Here is an 18,806-nt window from a genome sequence, read left to right as displayed (position 1 = left end):
CCCGTGGGGCGCCGCACGTTTCGGGGCCGTCCTGCCCGGCGTGGCACGCGTCCGGCAGAGGCCGTCCCGTGGAGGCCGTCCGGCGGTCAGAAGGGGCCCACCTCGTCGGCGTACGGCGGCTCCGCGCCCGCCCGGGAGCAGGTGATCGCCGCGGCCCGCGCGGCGAAGCGCAGCAGCTCCTCCCAGCCGTCCGCCCCCAGCCCGGCGAGCCCGTCCGCGGACAGGGCGTCCCGGGCGGCGAGGCCGTGCAGCAGCGCCGCGTTCACCGTGTCGCCCGCACCGATCGTGTCGACGACGTCGACCTGCTCGCCCGGCACGGAGTGGACGCCCCCGTCCCGCGTGTGGGCCGTCAGCCCCTCGGCGCCGTTCGTCACGACGACTGCCGACGGGCCCGCGGCCAGCCACTCGCGCGGAGTGCCGCCCAGCCACCGCGCGTCCTCCTCCGACAGCTTGAGCAGTGACACCGACGGCAGCCAGCGCAGGAACCGCGCCCGGTAGGCGTCCGCGTCGGGGATCAGGACCGGGCGGATGTTCGGGTCGAGCGCGGTGAACACGCCCTGGCGGGACAGGGTCCGCATCAGCTCCTCGTAGGCGCTCGCACCCGGCTCCAGCACGAGCGAGCAGGTGCCGAACGACACCGCCCGAGTCCCGTCCGGGAGCCGGGCCGGGGCCCCGAACAACCGGTCCGCCGTGCCCTCGACGTAGAAGGAGTACCGCGCCGAACCGTCCTCGCCGACCGCCGCCACGGCGAGGCTCGTGGGTTCCGTGCCCCGCTGTACGGACGACACCTCGACGCCCGCATCGAGGAGTCCGCCGAGCAGGGACTCGCCGAAGGCGTCGGACGAGACCCGGGAGCAGAACGCGGTGGGCGAACCGAGCCGGCCCAGGGCCACCGCCGTGTTGTACGGGCCGCCACCGCGGCGCGGGTCGAGTGCCGCGAGCGCGCCCGGCTCGCTCGGCACCAGGTCGATCAGGGCCTCACCGGCGACGACGATCACGCGTCGGATCCTTTCTCGGGGCAGCCGCAGGAGGTGCGGTGCACGAAGGCGGAGGGGAGCCGGACCGTACGGGCCTCGCGCCCGGGGGAGTCCAGCCGGTCGAGCAGCAGCCGTACGGCCTCGGCGCCGATCTCCCTGGCGGGCTGGGCGATCGCGGTGAGCCGGGGCGAGAAGAGGTCCGCCCAGGAGAAGTCGTCGAAGCAGCACAGGGCCAGGTCGCCGGGGACCGTCAGGCCCCGGGCGCGGACGGCGCGCAGGGCGCCGATGGTCATCGCGTTGTTCGCCGTCACCAGCGCGGTGGGCGGTGCCGGGAGGGACAGCAGGGTGCCGGTGGCGCGTTCGGCGCCCGCCGCCTCGGAGTCCCCGGACACCACGAGCCGCTCGTCGTGGGGGAGGCCCGCACGCGCCAGGCCGTCGCGGTAGCCCGAGATCCGCTCGCCCGTCGTGCTCAGTCCGGGCAGACCCGCCACCAGGCCGATGCGCCGGTGGCCCAGTTCGGCGAGATGCCCGACCAGGAGGGCGACGGGTTCGGTGTTCTCCGCGCACACCTGGTCGAACACGAAGCCGGACGGCACGGAGTCCGGGGGCGTGCCCGCGTCGACCCGGCGGTCCAGGAACACGGTCGGCACCCCGTGGCGTGCGAGATAGCCGAGCAGCTCCGCCGGCCGCGCCGAGGGCGCGACGATCATGCCGTCCACCCGCCGCTCGTGCAGCAGTTGGACCACGGTGCGCTCATGGGCCGGATCGTCGTGGGGGTCGGCGACGAGCAGGCCGTAGCCGTGCTCCAGGGCTCCGGCCTCGACGCCCTGGAGGATCTCCGTGAAGTACGGATTGCTGATCGCCGACACCGCGAGCCCGATGGACCGCGTCCGCGCGGTGACGAGGGACCTCGCCAGGGTGTTCGGTGTGTAGCCCAGCTCCTCGATGGCGTCCAGCACGGCCCGGCGGGTGGCGGGCCGCACCGGGCGGGTGTCGTTGAGGACGTGCGAGACGGTCGCGACCGATACGCCCGCGCTCCGGGCGACGTCGACCATGGTCGCCATGCGGCGGCCCCCCTTCCCCGCCCTCGCCGGGCGCTGTCCCGGGTCGGAAGGTACCCGAACCGGTGGTGCGCGTAAACGCTTGCGCAAGCCTTTACGCGTGCGCTTGCGCGTATCCGCCCCGCACCGGCGGCGCACCCCGTGGTCCATGCCCCGGCGACCGCCGCCGCCGGTCGAACCCGCGGCCCGGAGCGCGTACGCCCGCGCGGTATCGTCGCCCCAGCCGGCCGCGGCCCACCGGCCCATCGGCGCAGACAGTCCCGCAGCCCCATGGAGCACCGCATGTCCGCCCGTCCCTCAGCGAGCCGCCGAACCGTTCTGAGAGGGGCCGCCGCGGCCCCGGTGGCGGGGTTGGGGCCCGGGCTCGCCGCCTGCTCGCCCGGTGCCGGCGGATCGCCGTCCTCCGGGCCGACCGGGCCCGTCGACCTGGGCGCGGCGAGCGAGGTACCCAAGGGCGGCGCCCGGCTGTACCGCGAGCAGAAGGTCGTGGTGAGCCGCGCGCGGGACGGCTCGTACGGGGCGTTCAGCTCCGTCTGCACGCACGCGGGCTGCCCGATCGACAGGCTGGAGGGCACCGAACTGGTCTGCCCCTGCCACGGAAGCAGGTTCGACGCGACGACCGGCGAGGTGCGTCAGGAGCCCGCCACCGTGCCGCTCGCGAAGCTGTCCGTGACGGAGAGGGACGGCAGGCTCGTCGCCGGCCCCGAGGCCTGACGAGGGCCGCGGCGCCCGACGGGCACCCCGGTCCGCCCGGTCAGCGCCAGTCCCACCCGATTCCGACTACCCCGGAGCGCACCCGCTGCTCCACCGTGTGCACCGACCGGTGGCGGCTGCTCAACGGCAGTTCCTGGAGGCCGCTGCGGGGTGCGGCGGGCGAGTGCTGGGTGAACCGGTGGCAGCGCACGGGCAGCGCGTTCTCGGCGAACCGCACCTCAAGGGCGTACTGCCCGCCGGAGAAGTTGAACCCGCGGGCGAACTCGCTGCACGCGCCGGCCGTGCCGTCCTCGACGCCGTACCGGAACAGAAACGTATCGCCTGCCCTCAACCGCGTGTCGAAGAGCAACTCGGCCACGAGAACGCCGGTCTGCTGGTGCCAGAGCACGCGTCCCGTGCGGCAGTTCTCCAGGGCCCGCACCTCCATGAGGTCCGGCGCGCACCCGGGGTCCCCGTGGTGCACGGCCACATAGCGGTCGACGCCGTCCTGGTGGGCGCGCACGATGTGCCGCGAATCGCGCCCCAGCAGCTCGCGCCTGGCGCCTATGCGGACCCGTTCGTGGTGGCCCATGGCGAGCAGCCCGCCGTCCAGCGGCGCGTCCAGCTCGGCCAGGAGCTTCTCGAGCGCGCCGGACGCCTCGACGAGGGAGCGGTACGTACGGGACGACGGGCGTTCCGCGTCCGCGCCCTCCCCGGCCGTCGCGAGCAGCCGGATCAGCGACTCGTCCGGCAGTTGGAGGATCTCCTCCAGCGCGCGCACGGCCCGCAGCGACTCCGGCCGCTGCGGGCGGCGGGCGCCCTGCTGCCAGTAGCTCAGGCTCGTCACGCCGACCTTGACCCCGTACCGGGTCAGATGGTGCTGGACGCGCTGGAGCGGCAGCCCGCGGGCGGTGATCGCGGCGCGCAGGGCGACATGGAAGGGGCCGCCCCGCAGGGCCGTCTCCAGCTCCGCCGTGGCGGCGTCCGCGTGCTGTGTGCCGTGCCGCATGGAGGGCCTTTCTGTGAATGCTCACAACGGCTGGTCAGGCCGCTCGCGCTGTTCGAAGGGGGCCGCCCCGGTCGGCGTACGGGGGATGCTCACATCCGTATGCCGTGGTTCCCGGCCCGAGTCATCCCGCATTGAAGCGTGTCGATGTGGCTCGGACAACACCTGATGCGCAACCTCCTGCGCGGACGCCGGGTCGTGCTCCCCACGCGCCCGACGCGCTTCCAGGGCTCCCTGCCGTCCCGTCCGGCGGCCCCGGCCCGCCCGGCGGGACGTCCGGCCGCGGGTGCCGGGCGACCGGCCGGCCCTGCGCGGCGGCGACGCCTCGCGGGGCACCCACGCCGTCGCCCGGGCGCCGCGCGGGCCGCACGGCGCGGCTCCTCGTCACTCCCGGCTCCGCCTCCGGGCGCCCGCGCGGGAGCCCTCCTCGGCCACGGGCCGGCCCGGAGATGGCCCGGAGACGTACGGGGTGCAAGGCCCGGCGCGAGAGGCGCGGCCGGGGGTGCGGGCGGGGTCGCCCGGCCGCTCCGGCCGGGCGTGGTGCGGGCGGGTGTGCGGGCCCTGCGGTCCGGACCCCTCGTTCAGGAGCCGGGCGAGCCGCCTTCCCGGGGCGCGCGCAGCCGCTTGGCGCGCACGATGTCCGGGTCGCGGGGGTCGAGGCCCGACAGCAGACCGCCGCCGTGGTTCTCCTCGTCCTCGTAGGGGCGGACAGGGACAGAACGCCGCCGCTTCTCGATCCGTGTCTGCCTCATCGTCCGCAGCCTCTCGGTCATGGGCCCGCCGCCCCTGTCCGGGGCGGCGGGCCCGTCTGCATCCGCTCGGTACGAGCATTCCGCCGAACTGTTTCCACGTCGTCACGGGCAGCTCCCGGAACTGCTTCCGGTACGCCACCATTGCCCACCTCGGGAGGGCCGTAACCGGCCACGACCGAGCGGTTGTTGAACCAGCGCCCTGCCGAGGGCCGCGGATCGGCCCGGCCGGGGGGTGGAGAGGGGTGGTTCGCCGCCGGGCGGGAGGCACCGGGAGACGCCGGGGGGCACGGGGACACCAGGGGAGGGGAGCGACGGGGAGGCGCACTACAGGCACGGGCACCAGGTGGGGGGCACGGGCACGTACAGGGTGTGGGCATGGGCATGGAAGGCCCGTCGTGACCGTCCGGCCGGGGGCGCCGTACGGAGCGGCCCCCGGTAGGTCCCAGGACGTTCCCCGGAGTCCCGCAGGCGTCCCGCAGGCGTCCCGCGGGCGTCCCGCGGGCGGGTGCGGAACCGGTCGCCCGGGTACCGGCGGACGGGCGGGGCGGGGCCGGTCCCCGATCCGGTGGGACGGGGCCGCCGGGCCGCCGCGGTGTCACACACCGCAAGTAGGGTGTGAGACATGGCCGACCCCTCCAGCTACCGCCCCAAGCCGGGACAGATCCCCGACTCGCCGGGGGTCTACAAATTCCGCGACGAGCACCGCCGGGTGATCTACGTCGGGAAGGCGAAGAGCCTGCGCCAGCGACTGGCCAGCTACTTCCAGGACCTGGCGAACCTCCACCCGCGTACGCGCACGATGGTCACCACGGCCGCGTCGGTGGAGTGGACGGTCGTGTCCACGGAGGTGGAGGCGCTCCAGCTGGAGTACTCCTGGATCAAGGAGTTCGACCCCCGCTTCAACGTCAAGTACCGCGACGACAAGAGCTATCCGTACCTCGCGGTGACGATGAACGAGCAGTACCCGCGCGTCCAGGTGATGCGCGGCCACAAGAAGAAGGGCGTGCGCTACTTCGGTCCCTACGGGCACGCGTGGGCCATCCGCGACACCGTGGACCTGCTGCTGCGGGTCTTCCCCGTGCGGACCTGCTCCGCGGGGGTGTTCAAGAACGCGACGCGCACCGGACGCCCCTGCCTGCTCGGCTACATCGGCAAGTGCTCCGCCCCCTGCGTCGGACGCATCCCGGCCGAGGAGCACCGCGAACTGGCCGAGGAGTTCTGCGACTTCATGGCCGGCCGCACGGGGACGTACATCCGCCGGCAGGAGCGGCAGATGATGGACGCCGCCGAGGAGATGGAGTACGAGCGCGCCGCCCGGCTGCGCGACGACATCGAGGCGCTCAAGAAGGCCATGGAGAAGAGCGCGGTCGTGCTCGCCGACGCGACCGACGCCGATCTGATCGCCCTCGCCGAGGACGAGCTCGAGGCCGCCGTGCAGATCTTCCACGTCCGCGGCGGCCGGGTGCGCGGCCAGCGCGGCTGGGTCACCGACAAGGTCGAGGCGGTCACCACGGCCGACCTGGTCGAGCACGCGCTCCAGCAGCTCTACGGGGAGGAGACCGGCGACTCGGTGCCCAAGGAGGTGCTCGTCCCGGCGCTGCCCGAGCCGCTCGAACCGGTCCAGGAGTGGCTGGCGGGCCGCCGGGGCTCGAACGTGTCGCTCCGGATTCCCCAGCGGGGCGACAAGAAGGACCTGATGGAGACGGTCCGGCGCAACGCCGTGCAGGCGCTCGGCCTGCACAAGACCAAGCGCGCCTCCGACCTCACCACCCGCTCCCGCGCCCTGGAGGAGATCGCCGAGGCGCTCGACCTGGACAGCGCCCCCCTGCGGATCGAGTGCTACGACATCTCGCACCTCCAGGGCGACGACGTCGTGGCGTCCATGGTCGTCTTCGAGGACGGGCTGCAGCGCAAGAGCGAGTACCGGCGCTTCGAGATCAAGGGCTTCGAGGGCCAGGACGACGTCCGCTCGATGCACGAGGTGATCACCCGCCGCTTCCGGCGCTACCTCGCGGAGAAGGAGAAGACCGGCGAGTGGGCCGACGGCGAGGGCGCGCCGGGCGGGGAGACCGGGCCCGTCGAGGAGGACGGGAGGCCCAAGCGGTTCGCGTACCCGCCGCAGCTCGTCGTCGTCGACGGCGGGCGGCCGCAGGTCGCCGCCGCCCGCAGGGCCCTGGACGAGCTCGGGATCGACGACATCGCCGTCTGCGGGCTCGCCAAGCGCCTCGAAGAGGTCTGGCTGCCGGGCGACGACGACCCGGTGGTGCTGCCCCGCAGCAGCGAGGGGCTCTATCTTCTTCAGCGTGTGCGCGACGAGGCGCACCGCTTCGCGATCACGTACCAGCGCGCCAAGCGGGCCCGGCGCTTCAGGGCGAGCCCGCTGGACGACGTGCCGGGCCTCGGCGAGGCGCGCAAGCAGGCCCTCATCAAACACTTCGGTTCGGTGAAAAGGCTGCGATCCGCGACAATCGACCAGATCTGCGAGGTCCAGGGCATAGGCCGCAAGACGGCCGAGTCCATCGCCGTGGCCCTCGCCCAGGCGGCTCCGGCGGCCCCCGCCGTGAACACCGCGACGGGAGAGATCATGGAAGACGAGCCGGTCGAGGCAGACGAGAAGAGCGCGGCACCCGAACCGACCACGGGGTCCGCGGAGGAGCCCGTGTCCGCGGGCACCTCGGACGAGCGACGGGGGCAGGAGACATGACCGAGCACGAGCAGGAAGAACCCTCGGCACGACGGACGGCCGGGGACGGCGCACCGCGTACGGCCGCGGACGGCGGCCGCAGTGCGGCGGAATCGGTGACGCAGCGCACAGCGGAAACCGGGGCGGCGCACACGGAAGCACGCGAAGATCATGTGCAGCGGGACACGGCAGGGCACGCCGCGGACGACGCGGCGCCGGAAGACGGAGCGGAAGTGAACACGGGCACGACCAACGACAAGTCCGCAGTCGCCGAGGCGGCCATCCCGGAGCTGGTCATCATCTCCGGGATGTCGGGCGCGGGACGCTCCACGGCGGCCAAGTGTCTGGAGGACCTCGGCTGGTTCGTCGTGGACAACCTGCCGCCCGCGCTGATCCCCACCATGGTGGAGCTCGGCGCCCGCTCCCAGGGCAACGTGGCCAGGATCGCGGTCGTCGTCGACGTCCGCGGCCGCCGCTTCTTCGACAACCTGCGCGAGTCCCTCGCGGACCTGGAGACCCGGCACGTCACCCGCCGGATCGTCTTCCTGGAGTCCTCCGACGACGCGCTCGTGCGCCGCTTCGAGTCGGTGCGCCGCCCGCACCCCCTCCAGGGCGACGGGCGCATCGTCGACGGCATCGACGCCGAGCGCGAGCTGCTGCGCGAGCTGCGCGGCGACGCCGACCTGGTGATCGACACCTCCAGCCTGAACGTGCACGAGCTGCGCGCCAAGATGGACGCCCAGTTCGCGGGCGAGGAGGAGCCCGAGCTGCGGGCCACCGTCATGTCGTTCGGCTTCAAGTACGGCCTGCCGGTCGACGCCGACCTGGTCGTGGACATGCGCTTCCTGCCCAACCCGCACTGGGTCCCGGAGCTGCGCCAGTACACCGGCCTCAACGAGGAGGTGGCCGCGTACGTCTTCAACCAGCCCGGCGCCAAGGAGTTCCTCGACCGCTACGCAGAGCTCCTGCACCTCATCCAGGCCGGCTACCGACGCGAGGGCAAGCGCTACGTGACCATCGCGGTCGGCTGTACCGGCGGCAAGCACCGCTCCGTCGCCATGTCGGAGAAGCTCGCCGCCCGCCTGGTGTCCGAGGGAGTGGAGACGGTCGTCGTCCACAGGGACATGGGCCGCGAATGACCGGACGCACTCTGCGGCTGAGCAGGCTGCGGCGGATCGGCCCCGAGGGGCGCGGCGGCCGGCCCGTCGAGGCACGGGTGAGCAAGCCGGTGGAGAGCCGCGGCGCCCGGCCGCGCCGGCGCGGCGCACAGCCCAAGGTCGTCGCGCTCGGCGGCGGCATGGGCCTGTCCGCCTCACTCGCCGCCCTGCGCCGCATCACCGGCGACCTCACGGCGGTCGTCACCGTCGCCGACGACGGGGGCTCCAGCGGCCGGCTGCGCGAGGAGCTGGGCGTGCTCCCGCCCGGTGACCTGCGCAAGGCCCTGGCCGCGCTGTGCGGCGACGACGACTGGGGGCAGACCTGGTCCCGCGTCATCCAGCACCGCTTCCAGTCCAAGGGCGACCTGCACGAGCACGCGGTGGGCAATCTGCTGATCGTCGCCCTGTGGGAGCAGCTCGGCGACCCTGTGCAGGCCCTCGACCTGGTCGGCAGGCTGCTCGGCGCGCACGGCAGGGTGCTGCCCATGTCCGCCGTGCCCCTGGAGCTCCAGGCGCTGGTCAAGGGCCACCGCCCGGACCGGCCCGAGGACATCGACACCGTGCGCGGCCAGGCGACCGTGGCGCTCACGCCCGGCGAGGTGCAGTCCGTGCAGGTCGTGCCGAACGACCCGCCGGCCGTGCCCGAGGCCCTCGCGGCGGTCCTCGACGCCGACTGGGTGGTCCTCGGACCCGGCTCCTGGTTCTCCTCGGTGATCCCGCACCTGCTCGTGCCCGAGCTGCTCGACGCGCTCACGCAGACGAAGGCGCGCCGGGTGCTCTCCCTGAACCTCGCCCCGCAGCCCGGAGAAACCGATGGCTTCTCCCCGCAGCGTCATTTGGAGGTTTTGGGACGACACGCCCCTAAACTCGCCCTGGACGTGGTGCTGGCCGACGAGGCCGCCGTGCCCGACCGCGACTCACTCACCGACGCCGCCAAGCGGTTCGGTGCCGCGGTCGAGCTGGCGCCGGTGGCCCGGACCGACGGCACTCCGCGGCACGACCCGGAGCTGTTGGCCGCCGCGTACGACCGTATTTTTCGGATGCATGGAAGGATCGGCCCATGGCGATGACGGCAGCGGTGAAGGACGAGATCTCCCGGCTTCCCGTCACCCGGACCTGCTGCAGAAAGGCGGAGGTCTCCGCGATTCTGCGGTTCGCGGGCGGCCTTCACCTGGTGAGCGGCCGCATCGTGATCGAGGCGGAGCTGGACACCGCGATGGCGGCGCGCCGGCTGAAGCGGGACATCCTGGAGATCTTCGGCCACAGCTCCGAACTGATCGTGATGGCGCCCGGCGGACTGCGCCGCGGCTCCCGCTACGTGGTGCGGGTGGTCGCGGGCGGTGACCAGCTCGCCCGCCAGACGGGGCTCGTGGACGGCCGCGGGCGCCCCATCAGGGGTCTGCCGCCGCAGGTGGTCTCGGGGGCCACCTGCGACGCCGAGGCGGCCTGGCGCGGGGCCTTCCTGGCGCACGGCTCGCTCACCGAGCCGGGCCGCTCCTCCTCGCTGGAGGTGACCTGCCCCGGCCCGGAGGCGGCGCTCGCGCTGGTCGGCGCGGCCCGTCGGCTGTCGATCGCGGCGAAGGCCCGCGAGGTGCGGGGAGTGGACCGCGTCGTCGTGCGCGACGGTGACGCGATCGGCGCCCTGCTGACCCGGCTGGGCGCGCACGAGTCCGTGCTGGCCTGGGAGGAGCGGCGGATGCGCCGCGAGGTCCGGGCCACGGCCAACCGGCTCGCCAACTTCGACGACGCCAACCTGCGGCGCTCGGCCCGGGCCGCCGTGGCCGCCGGGGCCCGGGTGCAGCGCGCCCTGGAGATCCTCGCCGACGAGGTGCCGGAGCACCTCGCCGCCGCCGGACGGCTGCGCATGGAGCACAAGCAGGCCTCCCTGGAGGAGCTGGGCGCGCTCGCCGACCCGCCGCTGACCAAGGACGCCGTCGCGGGCCGTATCCGCAGGCTCCTGGCGATGGCCGACAAGCGGGCCCAGGACCTCGGTGTGCCGGGGACGGAGTCCAACCTCACCGAGGAGATGGCCGACAACCTGGTGGGCTGACGCCGCGCGGGCCGGGACGGCCGCGGAGCCGGTACGCCGGGCGCCGCCGACGGTGCCCTGCCGGCCCGCAGCGGCTTCCCTGCCGGGGCTTCCGGGCTTCCCGACCTCCGGGCCGGGCTTCCCGGCCTCCGGGCCTGGCTTCCCGGCTTCCGGGCCGGGGAGCCCCGTGGTTCCGCCTGCGGCGGTCCTGGCCGGTCCCGCCCGGTGTTTCCAGCTTCCGGGGTGGTTCCGCCTGTTCCCGCAGGGGGCGCGCAATGCGCCGCCGGTCCCCCGGCGCCGCGACCCCCAGCAGGCCTTCGATGCCCAACACGCCGGTGCGTGCGCCCATTTGGGGCAATCGCACCGGCGTTTCGCCGCGGTTGAGGCACTCTTGACTTGACCATGAAGTGTCATGAGCCTGGCATCTGTTCGCTGCTGTGGCGAACCACTGCAAGGGGGGCTCATGAGACGAAGAGCGAGATCGATCCTCGCTGCCGGCGCGCTCCTGCTCGGCGGACTGACCGTCGCGCCCGCGGCACAGGCGGAACCCGGTGCCGCGGCCGATCCGGGCGCGGACGAGGTCAAGGTGTTCCGCGCGGACGTCACCAAGGAGCAGGTACCCCTGCTTCTCGCGACGGGCCAGGACGGGCACGAACTGGGTGAGCGCGTTCCGGACAAGGGCACGGCCGCGGTCGAGGTCTACCTCACCGACAAACAGGCCGAGGAGCTCGAGGACAAGGGCGTCGACCTCACCGAGCACAAGCTCTCGGCTAAGGCGCGCGCACGCGTCGCGGCCGCGGGGGACGGCGTCTTCCGGCCGTACAGCGGAGCCGGCAACCTCAAGGAGGAGATCGTCAGGACGGGGCAGCTGAACCCCTCGCTGACCAAGGTCGTCTCCATCGGCAAGACCCTCCAGGGGCAGGACATCCTGGCCGTCAAGCTGACCAAGGGCGCCAAGAAGACCAAGGACGGCGCCAAGCCGTCCGTGCTCTACATGTCCAACCAGCACGCCCGTGAGTGGATCACGCCGGAGATGACGCGGCGTCTGCTGCACCACTACCTGGACAACTACGGCAAGGACAAGCGCGTCACCAAGCTCGTGAACTCGACCGAGCTGTGGTTCGTCCTCTCCGCCAACCCGGACGGCTACGACTGGACGTTCAAGCCCGAGGGCGACCGCCAGTGGCGCAAGAACATGCGGGACGTCAACGGGGACGGCGCCCACACCATCGGTGACGGCGTCGACCTCAACCGCAACTTCTCGTACAAGTGGGGCTACGACGACGAGGGTTCGTCCCCCTTCCCGACCAGCCAGACCTACCGCGGCGCGAGCCCCGGCTCCGAGCCCGAGACCAAGGCGCTGGACGCCTTCCAGAAGCGCATCGGCTTCGAGCTGGGCATCAACTACCACTCGGCCGCCGAACTCATCCTGTACGGGATCGGCTGGCAGGTGGCCACGTCGAGCCCCGACGACGTGATGTACAAGTCCCTGGCCGGCACGCCCGGGAACCCGGCGATCCCCGGCTATCTGCCGCAGGTCTCGTCCGAGCTGTACACCACCAACGGCGAGGCGGACGGCCACGCGGCCAACGTCAACGGCACGGCGATGTTCACCCCGGAGATGTCGACCTGCCAGACCGCGTCGAACCTCGACCCGGGCGACGCGTGGAACGCCGGCGACTGCGCCTCCGTCTTCACGTTCCCGGACGACGAGAAGCTGATCCAGCAGGAGTTCGCCAAGAACATCCCCTTCGCGCTCTCCGTGGCGGAGTCCGCGGCCAGGCCCGACCAGCCGAAGACCTCGGTCGGCGTCGCGGCCCCCGACTTCACCCCGGCCCCCTTCACCACCTCGTACTCGCGCGGCGCCGACCAGGAGGTCTCCGTCGTCGTCCGCAAGTCCGTCCGCGACAAGGAACTCAAGTACCGCGTCAACGGCGGCCGTACGTGGGACGTGGCGCTCAAGCCCTGGAAGGGCGGTGAGACGTACGGCGGCGAGGACAACCTGTACTTCGACGAGTACCGGGCGAAGGTCCTCGACGGCGAGCCGGGCGACAAGGTGGAGGTCTGGTTCACCGGAGAGACCCGCGCCGGCAAGGCCACGTCGAGCGAGCGCTTCACCTACACGATCGCCGAGCGGCCGCGGGCCGACACACTCGTCGTCGCCGAGGAGGGCGCCACCGCGACCCAAGCGCAGACCTACGTGGACGCGCTGAAGGCCAACGGCCGCAAGGCGCTCGTGTGGGACGTGTCCGCGCTGGGCGCACCCGACGCCCTCGGCGTGCTCGACCACTTCCGGACGGTCGTCCACTACACGGGTGCCGTCCGCCCGGGCAACGCCACCCAGCTCCAGCTGCGGGCCTACCTCAACGAGGGCGGCAAGCTCGTCGAGGCGGGCGAGACCGCGGGCGGTTCCGTCGACCTCGGCGGGGGCACCCTGTCGAACGACTTCAGCCAGTACTACCTCGGCGCCCTGACCCGCACCAGCACCCCCGGAGTCACCGCCTTCAGCGGTTCGGGCGACCTCGCGGGCGCCTCGGCCGCCCTCGGCGACGCGCCGGGGAACCCGCTGAACACGGCCGGCTCGTTCGGCGTCACCTCGGACTCGCTGCCCGTGGAGACGTTCCCGCAGTTCGCGAGCGAGGGCGCGGGCCGGTACCCCGGCACGATCAACCCGTTCGGCCCGTACGAGGGCTCGTCCATGGCGGCCGTCACGCACACCGACTACGCCTGGAACCGCCTCACCCGCACCATCGACCTCACCAGCGTCACAGCGGCCGAGGCGCCCGCCTTCCGCACCCGGCTCCTGTGGGACACGGAGGAGGGCTACGACCACGCGCTCCTGGAGGCCAGGACCGCCGGGGGAGCCGACTGGACCACGCTTGCGGACAAGGGCGGAGCCACCGGCACCGCGGTCCCGGCCGAGTGCGAGGCCGGGTACTTCATCGCCGCCCACCCCGCCCTCACCCGCTATCTGACCAGGGGTGACGACGGCTGCACGGCCTCCGGCACGAGCGGTTCCTGGAACAGCTTCACGGGATCGTCCGACGGCTGGCAGGAGGTCGAGTTCGACCTCTCCGCGTACGCCGGGAAGACGGTCGAGATCTCGCTGTCCTACGTCAGCGACCCCGGCTCGGGAGGCCGCGGCCTCTTCGCCGACAACGCCACCGTCGTGAGGGGCGGCACGGCCGGAGCCGTCGAGGGCTTCGAGACGTCCCTCGGCGCCTGGAGCACCCCCGGACCGCCCGCGGGCAGTCCCGCGGTCATCCGGGACTGGGGCCTGTCGGGTGAGCTGGCCACCACCTACGGAGCGGTCACCACGGGCGACAGCGTGCTGCTGGGCTTCGGCCTCGAGCACGTCACCGCGGCGGCCGACCGGACGGCCCTGCTGGGCCGTGCGCTGGCGGCACTGAAGGGCTGACCGGGCAACCGGCGGCCTCGCGCCCCGGGCGGTCCGTACCCCTACTGACGGGTACGGGCCGCCCTGCCGTGTATGGGGCATCTCGATGTCACCACGGGAGCTTCGTAGAGGTAGGGTCGTAGGCGGTCGGGGACATCCCATACAACTCGCCGGCATCTGAGTCGGCGTACCTAACGAGGAGATCGGTTCGTGACGATCCGCGTAGGCATCAACGGCTTTGGCCGCATCGGTCGTAACTACTTCCGCGCGCTGCTGGAGCAGGGTGCTGACATCGAGATCGTGGCTGTCAACGACCTGGGTGACACCGCGACCACCGCCCACCTTCTGAAGTACGACACCATCCTGGGCCGCCTCAAGGCCGAGGTGTCGAACACCGCCGACACGATCACCGTCGACGGCCACACCATCAAGGTCCTGTCCGAGCGCAACCCCGCCGACATCCCGTGGGGCGAGCTGGGCGTCGACATCGTCATCGAGTCGACGGGCATCTTCACGAAGAAGGCCGACGCCGAGAAGCACATCGCGGGCGGCGCCAAGAAGGTCCTCATCTCGGCTCCGGCCAAGGACGAGGACATCACCATCGTGATGGGCGTCAACCAGGACAAGTACGACCCGGCGAACCACAACATCATCTCCAACGCCTCCTGCACCACCAACTGTGTGGCGCCGATGGCGAAGGTCCTCGACGAGAACTTCGGCATCGTCAAGGGCCTGATGACGACGGTTCACGCGTACACGAACGACCAGCGCATCCTCGACTTCCCGCACTCGGACCTGCGCCGCGCCCGCGCCGCCGCCGAGAACATCATCCCGACCACCACCGGTGCCGCCAAGGCCACCGCACTGGTGCTCCCGCAGCTCAAGGGCAAGCTCGACGGCATCGCGATGCGCGTGCCGGTCCCGACGGGCTCGGCCACCGACCTGGTCGTGACGCTGCAGCGCGAGGTCACCAAGGACGAGGTCAACGCCGCGTTCAAGAAGGCCTCCGACGACGGCGACCTCAAGGGCTTCCTCACCTACACCGAGGACCCGATCGTCTCCTCTGACATCGTCGGCGACCCGGCCTCCTGCACCTTCGACTCCTCCCTGACCATGGTCCAGGAGGGCAACACGGTGAAGATCCTCGGCTGGTACGACAACGAGTGGGGCTACTCCAACCGCCTCGTCGACCTCACGGTCTTCGTCGGCGGCCAGCTCTAGGTCCCGGAGCAGGCACCTCGATGTGAGCACAGGGCTCGGACGGCGCGCCGCGCCGCCCGGGCCCTGTGGCACGTACTGATCGACCGGCCCTCCCGGATCACAGAGCCCTCCCAAGGAGTCATGCCATGAAGACGATCGACGAACTGCTCGCCGAGGGCGTGGAAGGCAAGCGGGTCTTCGTCCGCGCCGACCTCAACGTCCCGCTGGCCGACGGCCTCATCACCGACGACGGCCGCATCCGCGCCGTGCTTCCCACCGTCAAGGCGCTGGCCGACGCGGGCGCCAAGGTCGTCGTCGCCTCGCACCTGGGCCGCCCCAAGGGCGCCCCGGACCCGGCGTTCTCGCTCCTCCAGCCCGCCGAGCGGCTCGGCGAACTGCTGGGCGCGCCGGTCGCGTTCGCCCAGGACACGGTCGGCCCCGCCGCCCACGACGCGGTGAACGGGCTGGAGCCCGGCCAGGTCGCCGTCATCGAGAACCTCCGCTTCAACGCCGGCGAGACGTCCAAGGACGACGCCGAGCGCGGCGAGTTCGCCGACCGCCTCGCCGCCCTGGCCGACGTCTACGTGGGCGACGGCTTCGGCGCCGTGCACCGCAAGCACGCCTCGGTGTACGACCTCCCGGCGCGCCTGCCGCACTACGCCGGCCACCTCATCGCCACCGAGGTCGGCGTCCTGAAGAAGCTCACCGAGGACGTCAAGCGGCCCTACGTGGTCGCCCTCGGCGGCTCCAAGGTCTCCGACAAGCTCGCCGTCATCGACCAGCTCCTCGGCAAGGCCGACCGCATCCTCATCGGCGGCGGCATGGCCTTCACCTTCCTCAAGGCCAAGGGCTACGAGGTCGGCACCTCCCTGCTGCAGGAGGACCAGATCCCGGCCGTCACCGAGTACATGGAGCGCGCCGAGAAGCAGGGCGTCGAGCTGGTGCTCCCGGTCGACGTCGTGGTCGCCCCCGGATTCCCGGACCTGAAGGCCAAGGCACCCACCGAGCACACCGCCGTCGACGCGGACGGGATGCCCGAGGGGCAGCTCGGCCTGGACATCGGCCCGAGGACCGGTGCCCTGTACGCAGCCAGGCTCGCCGACGCCGAGACCGTCTTCTGGAACGGTCCCATGGGCGTCTTCGAGCACCCCGACTACGCCGAGGGCACCAAGGCGGTCGCCCAGGCCCTCGTCGGGTCCAAGGGCTTCACCGTCGTCGGTGGCGGTGACTCCGCCGCCGCGGTGCGCACCCTCGGCTTCGACGAGAATGCATTCGGCCACATCTCGACCGGCGGCGGCGCCTCCCTCGAATACCTCGAGGGCAAGACGCTCCCCGGCCTTGCCGCACTGGAGGACTGACCGCGCATGACCACTCGCACGCCGCTGATGGCGGGCAACTGGAAGATGAACCTCAACCACCTCGAGGCCATCGCCCACGTCCAGAAGCTCGCCTTCGCCCTGGCCGACAAGGACTACGACGCCTGTGAGGTCGCGGTCCTGCCGCCCTTCACGGACCTGCGCTCGGTGCAGACCCTGGTCGACGGGGACAAGCTCAAGATCAAGTACGGCGCCCAGGACATCTCCGCGCACGACTCCGGCGCCTACACCGGCGAGATCTCCGGCTCGATGCTGGCCAAGCTCAAGTGCACGTACGTGGCCATCGGCCACTCCGAGCGCCGCCAGTACCACGACGAGACCGACGAGATCGTGAACGCCAAGGTCAAGGCCGCCTACAAGCACGGCCTCACCCCGATCCTGTGCGTCGGCGAGGAGCTGGAGGTGCGTGAGGTGGGCAACCACGTCGCGCACACGCTCGCCCAGGTCGAGGGCGGCCTCAAGGACCTCCCGGCCGAGCAGGCCGAGTCCGTCGTCATCGCCTACGAGCCCGTCTGGGCCATCGGCACCGGCAAGGTCTGCGGCGCCGACGACGCCCAGGAGGTCTGCGCGGCGATCCGCGGCAAGGTCGCCGAGCTGTACACGCAGGAGCTGGCCGACCGGGTCCGCATCCAGTACGGCGGCTCCGTGAAGTCCGGCAACGTCGCCGAGATCATGGCGAAGCCCGACATCGACGGCGCCCTGGTCGGTGGCGCCTCGCTGGACACTGACGAGTTCGTCAAGATCGTCCGGTTCCGCGACCAGTGAGTATGCGGTAGCGGCGTTACGTCGTACCCTTGCGGGGGCCGGGCGGCTTCACCAGTGGAGCACCGGCCCCCGTCGTCCGTTCAAGTCCGAGGAAGTTGGTCCAGCCGTGGTTATGGGGTTCTCGATCGCCCTGATCGTCTTCAGCCTGTTGCTGATGCTGCTGGTGCTGATGCACAAGGGGAAGGGCGGCGGCCTGTCCGACATGTTCGGTGGCGGCATGCAGTCCTCCGTCGGCGGCTCCTCGGTCGCCGAGCGCAACCTCGACCGCATCACCGTGGTGGTCGGTCTTCTCTGGTTCGCGTCCATCGTGGTGCTCGGCATTCTGATGAAGGTCAACAACTGATCACCGGCCGACATCGGTACAGCAGCACGAACGCACATTACGCAAGCACATTCCGCACGTAAGGCCCCATGTCCGGTACGCGCTGTCAAGCGCGGCCTATCATGGGGCTTGCGTCTGTGTGCGGGGTGTAACTCCTATCACTGGACGTGCGTTGGGCCTTACGTAGACTGAGGCGCTCGCAACGAAGCGAAACGCCGACTCGCTTCGCGGCACCATCACGCAGGGAGTTACGACCGTGGCAAGTGGCAACGCGATCCGAGGAAGCCGGGTCGGGGCGGGGCCGATGGGCGAGGCCGAGCGCGGCGAGTCCGCGCCGCGGCTGCGCATCTCCTTCTGGTGCTCCAACGGGCACGAGACGCAGCCCAGCTTCGCCAGCGACGCGCAGGTCCCCGACACCTGGGACTGTCCGCGCTGCGGCTTCCCCGCCGGACAGGACCGGGACAATCCGCCGGACCCGCCGCGCACCGAGCCGTACAAGACGCACCTGGCGTACGTACGGGAGCGGCGCAGCGACGCGGACGGCGAGGCGATCCTCGCCGAGGCGCTCGCCAAACTGCGGGGCGAGATCTAGGAGTTGACGTCCGGCCGGACACCGACAGGTGTCCGGCCGGACCTCTTTCGTGCGCCGGACCCCTCCCCGAGGCGCCCGCGGAGACGCGTACGGCAGCGCCGGCGCCCCGTCGGGCGACGGCGCGCGGGCGTATTTCTCGTACGCACGGGCGTGCGGACGCGGGGACGGCGGTCCGGCGTGGGGCGCCGCCGGCCCACCCGGATGCAGCAGCGCGCCCGGTCTCCTCCCGTGTCCCGTCGCCCCGGTGCCCCGGCCGCGACGGGCCCTCCGTGTCCGCCCTCCGCCGCGTTGACACCCGCGCTCCGCCGGAACGTATCTGTTGTTGAGCCGGACGACGGTGGGACGACAGCTCACGTCACGCCCTGATCAATTAGGTTGGGACCGGCAGCGGGGCAAGTTACGCAGCGGCACGGCAGGAAAGAGACGGAAGCCCGAGATGAACGCAGAAGGCCGTACCAGGCTCAACCAGACGCCCGAGTGGACCGCTCTGGCCAAGCACCGGGAGCAAGTCGGTGAGGCCCGGCTCCGTGAGTTGTTCGCCGCGGATCCGGGTCGTGCGGGGCGGTACACGCTTCGGGTGGGTGATCTGCATGTGGACTACTCGAAGCATCTGGTGACGGACGAGACGCTGGCCCTGTTGCGGGAGCTTGCCGTGGCCACGGATGTGGCGGGGTTGCGGGACGCGATGTTCCGCGGGGAGCGGATCAACACGACGGAGGACCGGGCGGTGCTCCACACGGCGTTGCGTGCGCCGCGTGGTGCGGTCGTCGAGGTCGACGGTCAGGACGTGGTGCCC

Annotated in this window: 16 protein-coding genes; 12 read left to right on the top strand and 4 right to left on the bottom strand. The window is 72.0% G+C overall.

Translation table 11 applies throughout. The features are described 5' to 3' along the window. Positions 1 to 86: 86 nt before the first annotated feature. Together IE265_RS14755 and IE265_RS14750 are read right to left on the bottom strand one after the other, a co-directional pair. Complete coding sequence (locus IE265_RS14755) at positions 87 to 998, bottom strand: carbohydrate kinase family protein (RefSeq protein WP_190035995.1); 912 nt, start codon at positions 996 to 998, stop codon at positions 87 to 89. Beyond that, positions 995 to 2,041: a LacI family DNA-binding transcriptional regulator gene (locus tag IE265_RS14750; protein ID WP_190035994.1), complete on the bottom strand. Its 1,047-nt coding sequence runs from the start codon at positions 2,039 to 2,041 to the stop codon at positions 995 to 997. Before IE265_RS14750 ends, IE265_RS14755 begins: the two co-directional genes overlap by 4 nt. Positions 2,042 to 2,320: 279 nt before the next feature. Here IE265_RS14750 and IE265_RS14745 point away from each other — a divergent pair, with 279 nt between their 5' ends. After that, a complete protein-coding gene (locus IE265_RS14745) occupies positions 2,321 to 2,752 on the top strand; it encodes a Rieske (2Fe-2S) protein (RefSeq protein WP_190035993.1) in 432 nt (143 codons plus the stop codon). Positions 2,753 to 2,792: 40 nt separating this feature from the next. Here the strand turns inward: IE265_RS14745 and IE265_RS14740 are convergent, their stop codons facing one another. Both IE265_RS14740 and IE265_RS14735 read right to left on the bottom strand, forming a co-directional pair. Continuing rightward, on the bottom strand, positions 2,793 to 3,740 hold the full coding sequence (locus IE265_RS14740) for a hypothetical protein (RefSeq protein ID WP_190035992.1): 948 nt from the start codon (positions 3,738 to 3,740) through the stop codon (positions 2,793 to 2,795). Positions 3,741 to 4,318: 578 nt separating this feature from the next. Continuing rightward, entirely contained in the window at positions 4,319 to 4,489 is a 171-nt protein-coding gene (locus IE265_RS14735) for a hypothetical protein (RefSeq protein ID WP_190035991.1), read from the bottom strand. Between the two features lie 622 nt (positions 4,490 to 5,111). On the opposite strand from IE265_RS14735, the gene uvrC reads away from it, so the two are divergent. From uvrC to IE265_RS14685, 11 genes are all read left to right on the top strand, one after another. Further along, the gene (uvrC, locus tag IE265_RS14730) at positions 5,112 to 7,193 is read left to right on the top strand and encodes an excinuclease ABC subunit UvrC (RefSeq protein ID WP_190035990.1); all 2,082 of its coding nucleotides are present in this window, start codon (positions 5,112 to 5,114) and stop codon (positions 7,191 to 7,193) included. Continuing rightward, the gene (gene rapZ, locus IE265_RS14725; protein WP_229916200.1) at positions 7,190 to 8,311 is read left to right on the top strand and encodes an RNase adapter RapZ; all 1,122 of its coding nucleotides are present in this window, start codon (positions 7,190 to 7,192) and stop codon (positions 8,309 to 8,311) included. The genes uvrC and rapZ overlap by 4 nt, the downstream gene beginning before the upstream one ends. After that, positions 8,308 to 9,399, top strand: a complete 1,092-nt coding sequence (locus IE265_RS14720) for a gluconeogenesis factor YvcK family protein (RefSeq protein WP_190035989.1) — start codon at positions 8,308 to 8,310, stop codon at positions 9,397 to 9,399. The genes rapZ and IE265_RS14720 overlap by 4 nt, the downstream gene beginning before the upstream one ends. After that, entirely contained in the window at positions 9,390 to 10,379 is a 990-nt protein-coding gene (gene whiA / locus IE265_RS14715; protein WP_190035988.1) for a DNA-binding protein WhiA, read from the top strand. The genes IE265_RS14720 and whiA overlap by 10 nt, the downstream gene beginning before the upstream one ends. A 442-nt stretch (positions 10,380 to 10,821) precedes the next feature. Beyond that, on the top strand, positions 10,822 to 13,776 hold the full coding sequence (locus IE265_RS14710) for a M14 family metallopeptidase (protein ID WP_190035987.1): 2,955 nt from the start codon (positions 10,822 to 10,824) through the stop codon (positions 13,774 to 13,776). Between the two features lie 189 nt (positions 13,777 to 13,965). Next, complete coding sequence (gap, locus tag IE265_RS14705) at positions 13,966 to 14,976, top strand: type I glyceraldehyde-3-phosphate dehydrogenase (protein WP_190035986.1); 1,011 nt, start codon at positions 13,966 to 13,968, stop codon at positions 14,974 to 14,976. Positions 14,977 to 15,101: 125 nt separating this feature from the next. Next, entirely contained in the window at positions 15,102 to 16,313 is a 1,212-nt protein-coding gene (locus IE265_RS38365) for a phosphoglycerate kinase (RefSeq protein ID WP_229916199.1), read from the top strand. A 6-nt stretch (positions 16,314 to 16,319) separates the two neighbouring features. After that, positions 16,320 to 17,096, top strand: a complete 777-nt coding sequence (gene tpiA, locus IE265_RS38360) for a triose-phosphate isomerase (protein ID WP_229916198.1) — start codon at positions 16,320 to 16,322, stop codon at positions 17,094 to 17,096. Positions 17,097 to 17,208: 112 nt separating this feature from the next. Continuing rightward, positions 17,209 to 17,439 (top strand): preprotein translocase subunit SecG, encoded by a 231-nt coding sequence (gene secG, locus IE265_RS14695; RefSeq protein ID WP_030358806.1) that lies wholly within the window; start codon positions 17,209 to 17,211, stop codon positions 17,437 to 17,439. Between the two features lie 235 nt (positions 17,440 to 17,674). Beyond that, positions 17,675 to 18,010, top strand: coding sequence for an RNA polymerase-binding protein RbpA (locus IE265_RS14690; RefSeq protein WP_003957010.1), 336 nt, complete (start codon positions 17,675 to 17,677; stop codon positions 18,008 to 18,010). 436 nt (positions 18,011 to 18,446) lie between these two features. Continuing rightward, positions 18,447 to 18,806 (top strand): phosphoglucose isomerase-related protein (locus IE265_RS14685; RefSeq protein WP_506005196.1); only part of this gene is annotated, 360 nt, incomplete at its 3' end.

The sequence above is a fragment of the Streptomyces fructofermentans genome (genome assembly GCF_014651055.1).
Taxonomy (GTDB): domain Bacteria; phylum Actinomycetota; class Actinomycetes; order Streptomycetales; family Streptomycetaceae; genus Streptomyces; species Streptomyces fructofermentans.
Note: the sequence above shows the minus strand (reverse complement) of the source record. Positions and strands in the feature narration are given on the sequence as shown.

Bases quoted from the DNA above. Each gene is read 5' to 3' on its own strand.
- tpiA (WP_229916198.1), top strand. From the start codon at position 16,320: ATGACCACTCGCACGCCGCTGATGGCGGGCAACTGGAAGATGAACCTC.
- whiA (WP_190035988.1), top strand. From the start codon at position 9,390: ATGGCGATGACGGCAGCGGTGAAGGACGAGATCTCCCGGCTTCCCGTC.
- uvrC (WP_190035990.1), top strand. From the start codon at position 5,112: ATGGCCGACCCCTCCAGCTACCGCCCCAAGCCGGGACAGATCCCCGAC.
- IE265_RS14750 (WP_190035994.1), bottom strand. From the start codon at position 2,041: ATGGCGACCATGGTCGACGTCGCCCGGAGCGCGGGCGTATCGGTCGCG.
- IE265_RS14710 (WP_190035987.1), top strand. From the start codon at position 10,822: ATGAGACGAAGAGCGAGATCGATCCTCGCTGCCGGCGCGCTCCTGCTC.
- IE265_RS14745 (WP_190035993.1), top strand. From the start codon at position 2,321: ATGTCCGCCCGTCCCTCAGCGAGCCGCCGAACCGTTCTGAGAGGGGCC.
- rapZ (WP_229916200.1), top strand. From the start codon at position 7,190: ATGACCGAGCACGAGCAGGAAGAACCCTCGGCACGACGGACGGCCGGG.
- IE265_RS14720 (WP_190035989.1), top strand. From the start codon at position 8,308: ATGACCGGACGCACTCTGCGGCTGAGCAGGCTGCGGCGGATCGGCCCC.
- secG (WP_030358806.1), top strand. From the start codon at position 17,209: ATGGGGTTCTCGATCGCCCTGATCGTCTTCAGCCTGTTGCTGATGCTG.
- IE265_RS38365 (WP_229916199.1), top strand. From the start codon at position 15,102: ATGAAGACGATCGACGAACTGCTCGCCGAGGGCGTGGAAGGCAAGCGG.
- IE265_RS14740 (WP_190035992.1), bottom strand. From the start codon at position 3,740: ATGCGGCACGGCACACAGCACGCGGACGCCGCCACGGCGGAGCTGGAG.
- IE265_RS14735 (WP_190035991.1), bottom strand. From the start codon at position 4,489: ATGAGGCAGACACGGATCGAGAAGCGGCGGCGTTCTGTCCCTGTCCGC.